Origin of the sequence: Gottfriedia acidiceleris, assembly GCF_004138285.1 — a bacterium.
GTDB classification, from domain to species: Bacteria; Bacillota; Bacilli; order Bacillales; family Bacillaceae_G; genus Gottfriedia; species Gottfriedia acidiceleris_A.
The window spans coordinates 545,181-562,441 of sequence record NZ_SCFN01000005.1; the positions used below are offsets into that span (position 1 = coordinate 545,181).

A 17,261-nucleotide genomic window follows, 5' to 3' on the forward strand; every position below is an offset into this window, starting at 1 on the left:
ATGAAAGTATTTTTAGAATTATTAATTGTATCCACTGTTTCAGCTCTTCTTTTTTATGTTGTGGTTAACAATGGGATAAAACGAAGACGTGCAAACCGACGGATTAATGATTTTATTCCTTCATCCTCTATTGGAGAGGTAGCAAATACAAATGAAAAAAAGGAAAGTCTTTTTAGTGGAGTTATTACTGCAATCTCAAAATCGTTTTATGGAGTTAGATTTGTACAGAAATCTGAAAAAAAGCTTCAGGAAGCAGGTAGTAAGTTAAAACCAGAAGAATTTTTTGCTTTAAGAATTGTTGCCGCAATTGGCTCTGGTTTATTTGCTTTATTAATTAATTTGAGTATTTTTTTAGTGATTGTAGCGTTAATAGCTGGGTTTGTACTTCCTTCTTATAATATAGAAAGAAAGAGAAACAAACGATTAAATCTAATATCCACACAGCTTATTGAAACATTAGGTATGATGGCGAACTCTATGAGATCAGGCTTTAGCTTTATGCAGGCAGTCCAATTAGCTGGAAAGGAAATGCCAGATCCATTAGGACCTGAATTCGAACGAGTAGTTCAAGAAGTAGGGCTTGGCGTATCTTTTGAAAAAGCTTTTCAAGATTTATTAGATAGACTACCAAATAAAGAGCTCGAAGTAGTTGTACAAGCTATTCTAGCTCAACGAACGAGCGGGGGAAACATAGCTGAACTAATGGAAACGATGGAAGATACAATACGTGGAAGAATTCGAATACTAGAGGAATTAAAAACATTAACTGCTCAAGGGAAAATGTCTTCTTGGATAATAACGTTATTACCTGTAGGGTTAGCGTTTTATTTGTATTTTTTTAGTCCGGATTATTTCAGACCAATGCTTCATCACCCTTTAGGTTTGTTTATGATTTTTGCTGCAAGCATTTCTTGTTTAATTGGATGGTTCGTTATTCAGAAGATTATCAAAATTGAGGTGTGAAGATGCTACAGTTTATTATCTTTCTGTTAACTGCTGTTTGTTTTACGTTGTTAACAGCAGGTGTGATGTTTTTGTTTTCGCTTTATCAAAGAAAAACTACTTTTAACCAGCGTGTTCATACCTATTTAGGGGAGAGAAATAGCACCAAAAATAAGTTAGATATGGGGAGAAGTGGAAGAACAATTAAGACAAATACACTGTTAAAAGTATTCTGGGAAAAAGGTGTCCAGCAAGTTAGTAATCGAGCTTCTAAAACTAATCTAAAAAAACTAGATGTCATGCTACGTGATGCAGGATTATCTTTTAAACTATCAGCAATTGAATTTCGATTAATTCAGATTTTGTTAAGTGCTGGTGGCGGAGTATTGATTTTTATTTTATTTCTCCCTATTGCTAATAATAAATCGATGCTATGGATCATGGCTATAGCGGTTGCTATGATCGGATATCGTTACCCGATATTTTATTTAGGTAAGAAAAAGACTCAACGTGTAAAAGAAATTAATAAAAATATGGCTGACTTTTTTGATATGGTAAATCTACTTATTGAAGCTGGAATGGGATTAGACGCTGCTATTTCAGTTGTATGCCAAAAAATGAAGGGTCCAATTACAGAAGAGTTCAAACAAACATTGGAAGATATGAAGCTTGGCAAATCAAGAAGAGAAGCTTTTTATGATCTAAGAAAGCGTGTTCCATCTGATACATTTCAAAGTATCATTACATCCCTCATTCAAGCAGATCAATTAGGGATTGGTATGGCGAAGGTGCTTCGAAATATGACAACACGCATTAGAGAACAACGTCGTGAAGCTGCACGCGAACAGGCCATGAAAGCCCCTATTAAAATGTTGTTTCCAATGATTTTTTTCATTTTCCCATCTCTATTTATTGTTATACTCGGCCCTGTAGTAATCCAAATTATTACAAAAAGTCTCTTTGGAGGATAAAAAACACTTACTAATTTTATTAGTGAGTGTTTTTTTATTAAACAACAATTAATTGAACTGTTAAAAATTACCTAAAAAATTAATGCATAATTCGATTTGTTATTCTAATGAAATATTTCACTGAATAAAAATCTTATGAACTAAAATAATTTTTTAGGAGAGGGAACATGAATAGTACATCAGGTAGGCGTTTATCGAAGGATGAAATGGTTACTTTAATTCAAAATGGACTAGAGAAGACAAATAATCCGAAAAAGATTGTTATAGTAGGAGCGGGAATATCAGGATTAGTAGCAGGTTCTTTATTAAAGGAAGCAGGACATGAAGTGACGATTATAGAGGCGAATGGTCGAGTAGGTGGACGAATTTTTACGAAAAGAGCACCTTTTATTAATGATCAATACTTGGAATTGGGTGCAATGCGTATTGCTTCTGATCACAAACTTGTACTTGAATATATAAATAAATTTAACTTAAAAGTAAATGAATTTATAAATGGGAAGTCAGAGGATATTATCTACGTTAACGGGATAAAAACAACTCAGAAGCAATATGAACAAAATCCAGATATTTTAGGTTATCGTGTAGCGGCCAATGAAAAAGGGATAAATGTAGACCAGTTAATTGAAAGGTCGCTAAAGTCCGCAATGGATTTTATTAAACAAAACCCTGATGAAAATTGGAAAACCATTATTGAAAATTATGATCATCATTCAATGGATTCATTTTTAAGGTATAACCCAATTGGAACTCCTTTATCACTTGGTGCAGTGGAAAAAGTAAAAGTACTTCAAGGGATGGAAGGATTTCCTGAACTTGCCTTTACTGCTATTTTAAGAGAGTTTATTGTATTATTTTCAAAGGAAATTAAATTTTATGAGATTACTGGTGGAAATGATCAACTACCTAGAAAGTTTTTAACACAATTAAAGGATAATCTATTCTTTGGACAAAAAATGAATAAAATCGTGCAAGAAAATAATCAAGTAACAATTCACTCAGATCATTATACAAGCCATCTGCCTTATCAAACTACTGCTGACTATGCCATTATTACTATCCCCTTTTCGTTATTAAATTTCATAGAAGTGATTCCAAGAAATTCATTTTCTTATGATAAATGGAAAGCAATTAGAGAGTTACACTATGTTCCCTCTACTAAAATTGGACTTCAGTTTAAAACTAGATTTTGGGAGAAAGATGGGACATTAGGTGGGAAATTAACAACAGATTTACCAATCCGATTTGCATATTATCCAAGCAACCATAATGGTAAAAATGGATCGGGAATCGTTTTAGCTAGTTATACTTGGGAAGATGATGCATTGATTTGGGATAGTATGTCTGAAAACGACCGAATAATGAATGCTTTAAGAGATTTAGCAACTATACATGGTAATCAAGTATATACAGAATTTATTACAGGTTACACTCATAGCTGGGCTCTTTATCCATACTCTGGGGGAGCGTTTTCTATGTTCAAGCCAGAACAAAATAGAGAGCTGACACCGTATATTTCCACTCCTGAGGGGCGAGTTCATTTTGCTGGTGAACATACATCATCTGCGCCTGCATGGATTGAAGGTGCAATCGAATCTGGCATTAGGTCAGCTTTTGAAGTAAATAGCAGAACCTTCATTGAACGATAAAAATTCATTTTTTATATTTCCGTTGAATATAGTGAAAATAGTGGATGTCTTTTTATTTGAGGGAGTGATCAGTTTGAACGAAAATAATCAAGGACTACAATTTACCCCTGTAAAATCATGGAATGTTTTTCATGGCCCGAATGATCCGTGTCCACCAATTGGTACGAAATATTACTCAACACCTCCACATTTATATTTAGGGTTTCAACCACCAGGACTAGAGCAATTTTCTTACAAAGAGGCATTAAAAAAAGGTACGTTATGGAAAGTTTTTTATGACTATTACGAAAATCCATATAAAGTTAGGAGGGATTAAAAAATGACTCAGCAACTTCCTCCAGAGTACTATCAAGATTTAGAGGAACTGCAAGCTGTTGGTTTCGTACTTGTAGAATTAACTTTATATTTAGATACTCATCCAGATGATCAAAATGCAATTAACCAATTTAACCAATATGTTCAATATAAAAAACAAATCGAAGCTAATTTCGAATCAAAATATGGTCCATTATTTCAATATGGTAACAGTTATTCAGATCAAAACTGGAACTGGCATAAAGGCCCTTGGCCATGGCAGGTATAAAAGGAGGGAGTATTAATGTGGATTTATGAAAAAAAATTACAATATCCAGTTAAAGTAAGTACTTGTAACCCTATGCTTGCCAAATTTTTAGTTGAACAATATGGAGGAGCAGACGGTGAGTTAGCAGCTGCTTTAAGATACTTAAATCAGCGATATACAATTCCGGATAAAGTTATAGGACTATTAACAGATATCGGGACAGAGGAATTTGCACATTTAGAAATGATTGCGACGATGATTTATAAGCTAACAAAAGACGCAACCCCAGACCAAATGAAAGCTGCCGGATTAGATACCCATTATGCATCTCATGATAGTGCACTGTTCTATCATAACGCAGACGGTGTTCCATTTACCGCAGCATATATTCAAGCGAAAGGCGATCCAATCGCGGACTTATATGAAGATATTGCAGCTGAAGAAAAAGCTAGAGCAACGTATCAATGGATCATTGATCTTTCTGATGACCCTGATTTAAATGATAGCTTAAGATTTTTAAGAGAACGAGAGATTATACATTCGCAGAGATTTAGAGAAGCTGTAGAAATTCTGAAAGAGGATCGACAACAGCGGAAGATTTTTTAATACTTAATTTTTAAAACCTGTTCCTGATATTTTATCGGGAGCAGGTTTTTTGCTTTGGAAAAATACGAACAAGAAATGTACTTTATTCATTAAGTTGTGAACTATAAAAAGGGGATATTTATTTAGTAGAATTAAAAATTTTTTATTGATTTTCATTTTTGTAATTATTATTTCATTAATCATTAATAAAGGAATATCAATTGATACTAGATTTTTAACCTGGATCACGACCGTCCACAATGGACTAAATAAAATGATTCCAGTTAAATACCGGACCATTTAATCTGTGTCCCACTTTATAGGGAACAATTCAACTCCTTTTAAATTCTCATTTTTCTTAACAACGTTATCTATATACTCGTAAAAATTTTTAATAATTTCTGTAGCTAAATTAGACAAACCCCTTGTCTCAAAATAAATAAGCCAAAAATCTAACCCGATCATTTGATTATTTTCTTTAATTGGAATAAATTTTATATCTCCTTCTAATACCATCTCATAATTAATTAATGCAATTTCCGGCATAATAAAAATTGCATCACTCTCTTTTGCCATCTGGATAAGAAATCTTTCCGAATATGCGTGTAAAAACATTTGATCTGAAGTTAGGTTAAACAATTTTGATAATAAATTAAAATGTGAACGTTTATCCCATAATATTTTGGTATTGTTTAGTTCAGATGGAGTTATATATTCAAGAGAATAAAAAGGTGATTTTTTTCCTGCACCAACACAAAAAGAAGATCTAAGTAAAAGTTTGTAGCCTATATTTTTTAGCTTATTAAAACTTTCTAAAGGAGAGTATGTAATTGCAAAGTCATAATTTTCTTTTATAAAAAATTCAATTACTTCCGTAAAATCCTTCTCAATCATATCAAATGAAATGTCTTTATTTTTCGACTTATAATTATGAAGTGTATCTAAAAGTAGATTACTTATACCAGTAGTAAAGACAATATCTAAATGCTTTTCATTTTTATTTTTATAAATATTAATCTTATTATTCATACTATTTATGGATTTCAATATATTATTAGCTTCTGAAATAACTATTTTACCTTCAAAAGTAGGCGTAATACTTTTTTTTGTTCGATTAAAAATTTTAATTCCTAGCTCATTTTCTAATTGAGTAATTGATTGACTCAACCCTGAAGTAGATATAAATAGTTTTTCTGCAGCTTTTGTAATAGACATTTCATTTGAGACAGTGACTATATGCAACATTTGATCAAAATTCATATTTTTACCTCCACAAAAAGTTTGGGCCAACATAAACAGTGCAATATTATTCTAAGAATACACTGGCTATCTTGAAAAAGGATTTAAACTTCTGTTTTTTCCTTTTTTTGTATCTTTTTATTTTTTGTTTAAGAACTACTTAATATACAATTTTATATTCTTTATAAATGATTCAAGAAATTCTGTAGCTAATCTAAATAGCCCAATTACCAGCTACGCAATTTCGAATATTTATAAATTAATCTGAAATTAGGACATGTTTAGCTCCAAGCGTTATATGACTAACGCATTGCATTAGTTGAACAACGATCGACTGCTTCGGCGTTTTTTTTATGAACAAACGACAGGATCCAAAACTTGTAAAAGTTCTGGACTCGTGATTATAGGATCGTTATTCAACATAATGGCAGTTTGGCTGAATAATCAGCGTTATAAATAGGAAAAAAAGAGTAAGAAAGAAGTATATATTAGTTGAATACATGGATAAAGACTTGGTGTCTGAACAAATCTTATCAGCTAGTAATTGTCTGACTGATTTTTACCCAGATATCAGTGTTTTTATGGGGACGTTCAAAGGAAAGAAAGCAATAATACGCTCAACAATTAAAGATCTCAGAAAGCAGCTATGAAGAAATGGAAAAATGGGTGGAAGATCACTTTAGTGATCCGATTCAAGCAGGAGCGGTAGCCTATTTCAATGTTTTTAACACAATTGAAGTGGCAAGAGAATTTCGTTCCAAATTTCTAAGTCATTTACCCGATGTGAAACTGATCGGAATTGAGTTGCCAGAAGCGTATGTTGGAGACTTTATCGAATTTGAAAACAACCCAGTCATAGGTAGTAGGTTTGTTCCTGCTAATTTTCAAGAAATTTGTTTTTAGCAAACAAATTTAAAATTATTGTTTATACAACTTGTGTAGAACAATATTTTTTCTATTAGTTAAAGTGTAAGAGTAGCCTATTCCAGTGGCTGCTTTTTTTATTAACAAAACATATGAATAAAATCTATTACAATTCTTGTTCTAATTAAAATGACTTTTGTTTTATAAAAATAACATCTTTTTTCAAAAAAATTTTTAAATATTCCCCAAATCATTATCGTGTATCATTCAAAATACTACAATTAATTTAATAAATTTCTACTAAAATCGAGTTAATTTTAATTGGAAATTCAAAACATTTTTTAAACATTCCCCAAATCATTATCGTGTATCATTCAAGATGCTACAATTAATTTAATAAATTTCTACTAAAACCGAGTTTATTTTATGTGAAGATCTAATATAATTTGTATTTTTTTGTAGATTTTTGTAAAAAAATGACAAAGAAAACGTACTATATTCCCCCGATTTACAATTTTTATGAAAATTCCTATTATTGAGAATGTGTAGAAAGCGTCTAATAAAGGGAGAGAGTAGAATTGAATAATTGGAAGAAAGTACCTTTTAAAGTAATGACAACTGCAGTACTTAGTGCGATGCTGTTATCCAATATAGCTGTATCTGCGGAAACACTGGATGATAGTTCAAATGACAGCATTAGCTTGCAAGATATCTTAAAAACAGGTCACGAGATTTTACAAGCTGAACAGCAAAATGGATCCGAAGAAGTAAGCAATGATCCTATGGATTACCAAAACGTTCTTAAAAACAAAAGTAATCAATTTTCTCCAGACCAAGACGTACGCGTGATTGTTGAGTTAGATACTCCATCCGATGAAACTAGCACGTCTTACGAAAAGGTCCAAGATCAAGTAATCGATAAATTACCAAAAGGGCAGTCTAAAGCCGTTAGACATCGTTTCAATAAAGGGTTTAACGGATTCTCTATGGAAACAAAATTCAAAGACTTAAAAGACATCAAAAAAATTGAAGGAGTCAAGCGCGTTCATATCGCACGTACTTACACAGAAGCAGCAGATGAAAGCAAAGGCTTAGTGCAAGCGCAAAAAGTTTGGCAATCTATGGGTTATGAAGGTGAAGGAATGCTAGTTGCAGTTCTTGATTCAGGTGTCGACTACAAGCACCACGACATGACCTTAACTGACAAAGGATTGGCTGCAGAAAAACTTACGTCTTCAAATATTGAAGCAAAACTTGCTTCAACTGAAGCAAACGATGTTTGGTACTCTGACAAAGTCCCAACAGGTTATGACTGGGCTGATAACGATAACGATGTATTCCCAGCAGGCAGTCCGCACGGTATGCACGTATCTGGTATTATTTCAGCAAACGGAAATGAAGCAACTAACGGCGTAAAAGGAATCGCTCCAGGTGTGCAGATTTTGGCTGAGAAAATTTTCTCTAATAAAGGCGGCGGCGCTCAAGAAGATGATCTCATTGCGGGAATCCAGCACGCAGTACAAATGGGCGCAGATGTTATTAACATGAGCTTAGGTACTGATGCAGGTCCTGTAAGCGAAAGTGAAGACCCGGTTCAACAAGCAATTCGTGAAGCAACTGAGCAAGGTGTATTAGTGGTAGTAGCAGGCGGTAATGCATCATACTCTTCAAAGAACAATATGATGATGAGTTCATTAATGCCATATGCGGATAATCCGGATATCGGTGTGGTTGGATCACCTGGAGTTAGCCCATTTGCGTTGTCAGTTGCAAGTTATGAAAACAACAACATTCAAATGAATTCGCTTCACCTTTCAGATGGAAGTGAACTTGCCTACCAGGACCAAACATATTCTGGGTTTGTGCTAGGGGACAAGCTTGATCCGAGTAAAGAGTACGAAGTGGTGAACGGTGTGGAAGGAAAAAGCACCGACATCGCAAACTTGGATTTAACAGGTAAAATCATGATTTGCCAGCCGAAGACTACTTACGCCAATTATTTATATGTACAAAGTGAAGCGAAAAAGAAAGGTGCTGTGGCAACGATTTTTGTTCCACCGACTACCATGACAGATTACCCGCAAATCCAGTTAGTATCGACGTCGATACCAGTTATTTCGACAAGCAAGACGGACGGACAAAATCTTATTGCTAAACTACAATCAGGACAAAAAGTAAACTTTAAATTATCCAAAGGGACTTGGGTTGACAATCCACTAAAAAACACTATTTCATACTTTTCTTCCTGGGGAACGCCTGAAAATCTTGATTTCAAACCGGAAATCACTGGTGTAGGGGGACAAATTTATTCAACGATTCCAAACAATAAATACCAAGTTATGAGTGGAACATCTATGGCAACTCCTCAAGTAGCAGGAGGAGCGGCGTTATTGATGGAATCTATGCGTAAAAAGGGTATAGCGAAAAATGAAGATTCAGCTTTATTAGCAAAACTTGCACTGATGAATACAGCAAACATCATTGCTGATCCAAGAACAAAGAACGAGCTTCCGTATTCTCCACGTATGCAAGGTTCTGGCTTAATGGAGATTCAAAATGCGATTGATACGCCAGTATTGATAAGTAACAAGCGCGCTCCGCTTGAGCAATCCGGAAGTGTAGCTCTTCACGAAATCGGTGACAATCATTTCAATATGAAGCTTGAAATGCAAGCACTAAATGGCATAGATGTTCCAGATTCGATGGAATACAAAGTCGTTGTCGACGTGTTAACCGACGAAAGAACACATGCGTCCTATGATTTGGCGCCGTTCGGATTCAGCACACGCGAAAATGATTATAATACAACCAAAATGACGCGTATCGAAGGAGCAGACGTTCATGTGAACGGCGGAGAATCAATTACGATCAAGCGTGGCAAGCAAAAAGAATTAAGCATTGATGTACAGCTTCCAGACAATATGAAGAAAAATACATTCGTGGAAGGATTCGTACGCTTAGTGCCAACATCTAATAATAAGAGCGACAAAGTTGTTCCGTTATCAATGCCATACATGGGCTTTTACGGGAAATGGGATGAGCCGAAAAACATTGACCCGTCTCCTGAGAATAATGATGCGTTCTTAGGTTACACGACTCTTTGGGATGATATCTCTGATTCACCGCTAGCACTGGATCCAGTTACACATAAATATACCCCAGGCCGTGTTGGTGTATCGCCATATTCTATTAATAATGGAATCATTCCAACATTCACGGTGCTACGTAACTTATCAAAGCTTGAAGCATATATCGTCGACAAAGACGGTAATCAAGTACAATACTTAGGGGACTATAGTGAATTCACAGGCGAGCCGTGGAAATTCCAGAAAAATATCATGAGTACGGGCAATACGTACTACCCAATTATTGACATGGATCAATATTATTGGAAGGCGACAGATGAAAATGGAAATACTGTCCCGGACGGTGATTATAAATACGTGTTACGTTCAACTCTTGATTATCCTGGTGCAAGACCGCAGACAACAGAGATTCCGGTAAAAGTAGACTCAAAAGCGCCACACGCATCAAATATTCAAGTGACTCCGACAGCGGATGGAAAGTTCCAAATCTCGTTTGATATAGCGGACAATGAAGGTGGAGTAGGCTACTTGCAATCCGTTGTTTATCTAGATGGAGTATATAACGTCTTGAAGCCAGGTGCAACGAGCATGATCGTAAAGAAAGCACCAAATAGCATTGTCGTCATGGCAGAAGACTCTGCATACAATGAAGGCTATACGGTATGGGGAGACACTTCTTACATTAGATCGGGTATGTTGATACAGTATTTGGGAGTACAAAACTATACGAAAGTAAACGAAAACAGTCCAGCAAAAATTATCGCATTCTCAGATAATAAACTCCACTGGACCTTCTATATTAAGGACGCAAACGGTAATGTTGTGTTCACTAAAGAATATCCGCGTGAAGATCAAGTCCGATTCTCATGGACGCCAGGTCCGGAAGTACCAAATGGAACTTATACGCTTTATGCGGAAGGCGAAAATGTGGAAGGATTTAAACTTACAGCAGTTGCATCACAAAAGATCAACGTAGCACATTAATACGTGGAAGAAAGAGGGTGTCTCCAAAAGTCATACTTTTTGGAGACCCTCTTTTATTATAAATATTTAGATCGAATTGCAATTGTACATCATTAAACAAAGAAATTTTATGTCAAATCTAAAAAATTTAATTTGTTCCATACACTTCTGTAATCGAAGTAGCTCATCTCAACTGTACTCAAAATTCGACAGTTTTTTATTTTTTGTTTAATTTACTTATATATGAAGTGTTGTGAATATTTGGGTAAATTAAAAAAAACTAATAATTTCATTCTCCCATTTTCGTAGAATCTATTAATTTCCCCCAATAATTAAAAAAGTTAGGAAGATCTAAGTATAACGAGAATTTTTTCAGTATCTCACTTTTAAACCACCGAAAATATTACCAAGTATTAACAAATTTAGTAGTTTAGTTGAATAAAAAAGTACGGAATTCCTCAATACACGACATGAAATTCCCCAATACACGATATATGTCGAATTTAGTAAAATGATTTTAACATTTAAATCTTATGAAAATTTGTAAGATTCTAATAGTTAAAAGAGCGTGTTTTATCAACTGACTATTTTAAGGGGGATAACAAATGGGAAAGTACAAAATTAGAAAAGTACTTGCAAGTGCAACAATCGGTGGCGTATTACTTTCTACAGCAGTTCCGTATAACGTGTTAGCAGCAAGCAATATCCAACAAAACACGATCGCAGGAACAAGTACAGGTAGTCAATCGAATTCATCAAATTTAACACCTGAGCAAGTAAATGTTCTGAAAAGTTTTAGTACAGAAAGTGAAGTTCAAATCGATCCAAAAATAAACGTAAACAACTCTGCACCAGTTAGAGTAATTGTACAATTTAAACAAGCTCCAGCAAAAGTAGCAGTATTACAACAACAAGTAGCAGGCAATGAACTTTCGCTAAAAGAAGCGACTCAAGATGTAAATGATAGTCATAAACTGTTTAAAGATTTTGTTGAAAAAATGGTACCAGCAAGAGGTGGATCGAATACAATTAGTACTTATGCGATTACACCTAATGAAAATACTCCATCTAACACTACTAATCAATCAGACATTCAAATTACACGTGAATATAAGAACGCATTCAACGGAGTGGCAATGACACTACCTGGAAATTATGTGAACCAATTATTAGAATCAGGTATAGTAAACCGAATTTATAAAAATGAAGTTGTAAAGCTTGACCCGAGTGAGCTAGGTACTAAAGATAATGGTACTTCTACAAACATAAGTGGGAAAGCAGTATCTTCATCAACATCTGTTAAACAAGATACTGTAGTACAAAATAACTATCCGGACACAGTTGAAGAGAATTCAATTCCGCTTCCAGGAATAGAAGACTTGCATAAAGAAGGTATTAAAGGTAAGGGAATCAAAGTCGGTGTTATCGACACTGGGACTGATTACAATCATCCAGATTTAACGGGTGTATATAAAGGTTATCGTAAAGTAAATGGGGAAGATCCAGCAAGCATTGACCCTACTACTGTAAAAGGTTGGGACTTTGTTGATAATGATGCAGATCCAATGGAGACGACTTTAGATGATTGGAAAAAAGCTGGTTCTCCAGTTAATGAAGGTGGGGTATATTATACTTATCACGGCACTCACGTTTCAGGAACGATTGCAGGACAAGCAAAAAACAATATTAAATATCCAGTGTTAGGTGTAGCGCCTGATGTTGATTTATATACTTATCGTGTATTAGGACCTTATGGCAGTGGCTCTACTGATGCTGTTCTTGCAGGTATTGATAAAGCCGTAAAAGATGGAATGAACGTCATTAATTTATCGCTAGGCGCTACAGTGAACGACCCATTTTATCCAACTTCGGCAGCAATAAATACTGCTACACTAGCTGGTGTAACTTGTGTTGTTGCAGCTGGTAACTCTGGGCCAAATGAAGGTACACTTGGTTCGCCAGGTACAGCAGCATTAGCGATTTCAGTTGGAGCTAGCGATTTTTCAATGAATATTCCTACAGCATCAGCTACTGTAGGTGCCGAAACTTTCAGCAATATGAAGCTATTAGGTATGGGGTATAATGATGATTTAAACAAGCTTGTTGATAACTCATATCCTGTTGTATATGTTGGTTTAGGTGGTGCTGATGATTTTAAAGAAGCAAATGGTCAAAAGATCGATTTAACAGGTAAAGTAGCATTAATTCAGCGTGGTACGTATGCACTTGCGGAAAAAATTAGAAATGCAAAAAATGCTGGAGCTGTAGCTGTAGTTATGTATAACAATATTGACGGTGATATAGACAATTATCTAGCACAAGATGTTGGTCTTATACCGACTTACCGTCTTCCGAAAGCGGATGGAGAACGTTTAAAAGCTGCGGCAGCAACATCTTCAATTAAGTTTACAGGTGCTGGTTCGTTTATCACGGACGGAAATCATCTGGCAAGCTTCAGTTCTAGAGGACCAGTAAACTACTCCTATGATGTGAAACCTGATATTGTAGCACCGGGTGTATCAGTTTATTCTTCTTATCCTGAATATGTTCATAGTCCAGAAGATGGAATCGATTATTCGTCAGCATACGCTCGTATTTCAGGTACGTCTATGGCAACACCACATGTTGCGGGAATTGCAGCTCTTATTTTACAAGCTCATCCAGACTACACACCTGCTCAAGTTAAAGAAGCGTTACAGAATACAGCAGATAAATTAAATGGAGATTATTCTGTGTATGAAGTAGGAGCTGGATTAGTTGATGTGAAAGAAGCAGTTCATTCAGACGTTTCGATTGAAGTTCTGAACCAGACGTTAAACTTTGATGCTGGAAGCGGAACTAATAAGCCGATTGACGATAAAACTGGATCGTTCGTTTATGGTACGATCTATAAAAAAGCAACAGGTTCAAATACTGGTGTTAAAAATTTCACTATTAAAAATAAAGGTACACAATCAAAACAATTTGATATTAGTTATGAATATTCGAAAGCGAAAACTGGTGTACTAGACGCAGTTTCAAATAATGTAGTCATAACGACATCTACTCAATCAGTTACGGTTGATGCTGGAGCTTCTTCAAGTTTAACAGCGACGATTAGTGTTCCATCAACTGCTCAATCAGGTAGATATGAAGGTTATGTGAATGTTGTTAACCATGATAATCCTGCGGAGAAATATCGATTACCGTTTGCAGTACGTGCAGTTGAACAAGGGATTGGAAGTAGCTCAATGGCGAATCCTGCTGTCAGTCAGGTGAGTTGGTTGCCTGCGCACCCATTTATGACTACGCCAGGTGTAGCATATGCAAAATACAGATTAAATAGTCCGATGAAGTCTGTTCGAGTAATTCTTTATGACAAAGATAGTCGACCAATAGGAACGACATCTAAAAATGAAGAAATTTCAAATGCGGCAACAAAAACGCTTAATCAAGATATATGGGCGGGAATTGCTACAAATGATTACCTACCATATGTTGGCGATCCAAAGAATGAGATTGTGGATGTAAACGCACCACACGGAAAATTAACAGAAGGTCAATATTTCGTAAAATTAAGATTTACAGATATCGACGGCACAACTAAATATGAAACACCATTGCTACAGTTTGTGATCGATAATAAGTTACCTGAGCTGACATTTAAGGACCATGAACCAGGTAAGGTATACGAGTTAAAAGAATCGGACTTTACAACAGAATCATATGAAGGTGTAGCGTATAATGCATTTTGGGTTCATACAAAACTTTATGATGAAGGGACAAGTAAATTAGCACCGTCTGGAATCACTCAATCAGATAACACGCTTTGGTATTACTTCAACCAGAAAGTATTCCCAGATGGAGATTTTCCAGTTGATTCAAATGGAGATGCGAAATTCGCTATCGAAAGACAGGATATCGAGAAGGGTCCAGCTACCGTAACTCTATTCCCAATGGATAAAGCAGGAAATGCCCATCTGTTAAATGAATTTTATAATTATGCGTTTATTAAAGAAGGTTCACCTTATGTTGTTCCATCGTACGATAAACATAAATTATATAAAGATGATACATTGACGATGACCTTAAGTTTGAACAATGTTGAAAAATTGATTTCTGGTTCATATAACGCTAGCTTCTACAAGGATTATCTTAAATTTGTTGATGTAAAAGTAAATCCAAAGTTCAAAGAATATGCAGATGCAAATGGTCTAACTGTGAAAGTAGACGAGCCAGTCGTTAGTCCAAACCCAACTTTGGAAAGACAAGATATCGTAAAAGTAGGTGCACATGTTAGCGGAAATGAAGGGTTTAGTGGCGACATGCCATTCCTTGATGTCACATTTAAATTATACAATGATGAGTATAATATTCTTTATTCGAATATTAATCCAAATGACAATACAACAACGTTTTCTTATACGAAAAAAGGTGAAACGGAAGCGACAGAAATCCCTGCGTTTAACCAAATTGATAGTTTTAAAATTATTCCAACACACTCTTATGTAACGTCATTTGCACGTTTACAAGGAGTAGGATCACCTTTAAAAGATTCGGGCCTTTCGAAGTTTGTAACAAGTGCCTATGCTCAAAGTTCTGATGGGAAGAAATACCCAGGAACAGTTGCTGAAAAAAACTATATTGATATTCATAATATTCCACTTTCAAATGACCCATATGATATCGTATTTGAAGCGCCAGGCTATTTAAAAAGTATCCAAAAAGTGAAGCTTGGTACAAAAACATCTTGGGGCGAAGACATGGGTGAAATAAAATTCGTCGCAGGTGCTCAACCGCAAGCTTTAGCTGGAGAAGTAAATGGCGATGGTATAATCGATGTCTTAGATGCGAAGCAAGTATTTGATAAAATGGGACAACAGGATAATGTGAATTATCTAATTGAAGATTTTAACAAAGACGGTATTGTTGATAAAAAAGACATGCAGTCTGTTGCAAATAATATTTATAAATCAAATCCAGATGTAACGACAAAACCAAAAGAAGTCATCAAAGTTGACGGTAAAGATATGTACGCAACAGATTTCTTCAATTTAGCAAAAGTATACAGCAATGTAATCACGTTTAAAGTTGATTCAAAAAATGCTAACTCAGCTACACTTAATTGGTTAGCGGTAGATTCTGCTGGTACAAACGGCGTGAAAATTCAGCAACAATCAAGCAAGGACGGTATCACGTGGCCAGATAGCTTCACTTGGATGGATGCAAAACTGGAAGCACCGATTACAGTTAGCTCAACTAGTGCGAAAGTGACAGGATTAAGCGATAGTACGTACTACCGTTTTAGATTGGTAGTAACGGGTGGTTTGAATGGAACACTTAACGGTGGTTATTCGAATGTTATTCAGATGACAACATTACTTTTAACACCAACAATTGATGTAATTGATGATAATGATCCAACGATTACTGGTAAAGCAAATGCAAACGTTAATATTGTTGTAAAAAATAATGGTAATGTAGTAGGTTCAGGAAAAACTGATGCAAATGGTAACTATACTATTCAAATTAAACCACAAATTGCAGACAGTGTATTAACAGTAAGTGCTACTAATGAGTCTGGAAATCAAAGTGAACCAGCATCGATTGTGGTAATAGACCGTACAGCACCAGATGCACCAATCGTTAATAAAGTAACGAAAAAAGATCAAACCATAACAGGTAAAACCGAAGCAAATGCGACGGTTACGATAAAAATCAAAAATGAAGTGAGTGAAGTACAAGCAGATAAAAATGGGGACTTCAGCTTAGCAATACCTCATAGAGATTATGGCGAGTTCACTGGAATTGTCATCACTGTTACGGCAAAAGATGCTGCAGGGAATGTGAGTGCTGCAACTGAAACAGTCGTTTTAAACAAATAGTAATAAAAATGGAGAGACGCTGATCATTTAAACAAGACAATTGTAACGGGTACAGTTGATTCTAAAGGTAAATTTAGTATCAACTGTACTAAACAAAAAGCGGGAACAATCCTTTCGGTTACTGCAAAAGATAAAGCTGGAAGCCAAAGTTCTGCTTCTACTATTAAGGTTTTAGACAAAACAGCACCTTTGGTAGTAAAGTAGTAACAAAAATTAAAGTTCAACTAGTGGAACATTTACAGTAAATTTAACTAAATTAGCTAAAGGTAAAAATACGATTACACTTTATGCAATTGATAGTGTCTCAAACAAAAGCGTTGAAGTAAAACGTACTGTAACAATTAAGTAATATATGTTAGTAGATTTATAGCTTTCGAAATGTCCTTGGTTTTGTTTGGAGGGGTATTGAAATCTACTAAATGACAAAAAAGGGGATTATTATATTATTAAGACATGAGATTAATCACCCTTTTTGAAAGTAATACGATTAGAACATCTTTTTTCAAATACAAATTTCCCCTTAAAAATAATAAAAG

General features: G+C 35.1%; 11 protein-coding genes. 10 read left to right on the top strand and 1 reads right to left on the bottom strand.

Going from position 1 to position 17,261, the window contains the following annotated elements; translation table 11 throughout:
* From EP747_RS11175 to EP747_RS11200, 6 genes are all read left to right on the top strand, one after another.
* Positions 1-963, top strand: coding sequence for a type II secretion system F family protein (locus EP747_RS11175; protein WP_129689934.1), 963 nt, complete (start codon positions 1-3; stop codon positions 961-963).
* Between the two features lie 2 nt (positions 964-965).
* Positions 966-1,913, top strand: coding sequence for a type II secretion system F family protein (locus EP747_RS11180; RefSeq protein ID WP_129689935.1), 948 nt, complete (start codon positions 966-968; stop codon positions 1,911-1,913).
* A gap of 167 nt (positions 1,914-2,080) precedes the next feature.
* Positions 2,081-3,562, top strand: coding sequence for a flavin monoamine oxidase family protein (locus EP747_RS11185; RefSeq protein ID WP_129689936.1), 1,482 nt, complete (start codon positions 2,081-2,083; stop codon positions 3,560-3,562).
* 73 nt (positions 3,563-3,635) lie between these two features.
* The gene (locus EP747_RS11190) at positions 3,636-3,878 is read left to right on the top strand and encodes a spore coat associated protein CotJA (RefSeq protein ID WP_129689937.1); all 243 of its coding nucleotides are present in this window, start codon (positions 3,636-3,638) and stop codon (positions 3,876-3,878) included.
* A 3-nt stretch (positions 3,879-3,881) separates the two neighbouring features.
* Entirely contained in the window at positions 3,882-4,145 is a 264-nt protein-coding gene (locus EP747_RS11195; RefSeq protein ID WP_129689939.1) for a spore coat protein CotJB, read from the top strand.
* 15 nt (positions 4,146-4,160) lie between these two features.
* On the top strand, positions 4,161-4,730 hold the full coding sequence (locus EP747_RS11200) for a manganese catalase family protein (protein WP_129689941.1): 570 nt from the start codon (positions 4,161-4,163) through the stop codon (positions 4,728-4,730).
* A 279-nt stretch (positions 4,731-5,009) separates the two neighbouring features.
* On the opposite strand, the gene EP747_RS11210 is transcribed toward EP747_RS11200, so the two are convergent.
* Entirely contained in the window at positions 5,010-5,969 is a 960-nt protein-coding gene (locus tag EP747_RS11210) for a LysR family transcriptional regulator (protein ID WP_165346997.1), read from the bottom strand.
* Between the two features lie 633 nt (positions 5,970-6,602).
* Here EP747_RS11210 and EP747_RS11215 point away from each other — a divergent pair.
* The 4 genes from EP747_RS11215 (at position 6,603) to EP747_RS25355 (ending at position 16,929) form a co-directional block, all read left to right on the top strand.
* The gene (locus EP747_RS11215; protein ID WP_129689947.1) at positions 6,603-6,851 is read left to right on the top strand and encodes a hypothetical protein; all 249 of its coding nucleotides are present in this window, start codon (positions 6,603-6,605) and stop codon (positions 6,849-6,851) included.
* A 539-nt stretch (positions 6,852-7,390) separates the two neighbouring features.
* The gene (locus EP747_RS25205; protein ID WP_328590724.1) at positions 7,391-10,882 is read left to right on the top strand and encodes a S8 family serine peptidase; all 3,492 of its coding nucleotides are present in this window, start codon (positions 7,391-7,393) and stop codon (positions 10,880-10,882) included.
* Positions 10,883-11,466: 584 nt separating this feature from the next.
* On the top strand, positions 11,467-16,725 hold the full coding sequence (locus EP747_RS25090; RefSeq protein WP_129689949.1) for a S8 family serine peptidase: 5,259 nt from the start codon (positions 11,467-11,469) through the stop codon (positions 16,723-16,725).
* A 78-nt stretch (positions 16,726-16,803) separates the two neighbouring features.
* Positions 16,804-16,929 (top strand): hypothetical protein, encoded by a 126-nt coding sequence (locus tag EP747_RS25355; protein ID WP_419179307.1) that lies wholly within the window; start codon positions 16,804-16,806, stop codon positions 16,927-16,929.
* Positions 16,930-17,261: the final 332 nt, after the last annotated feature.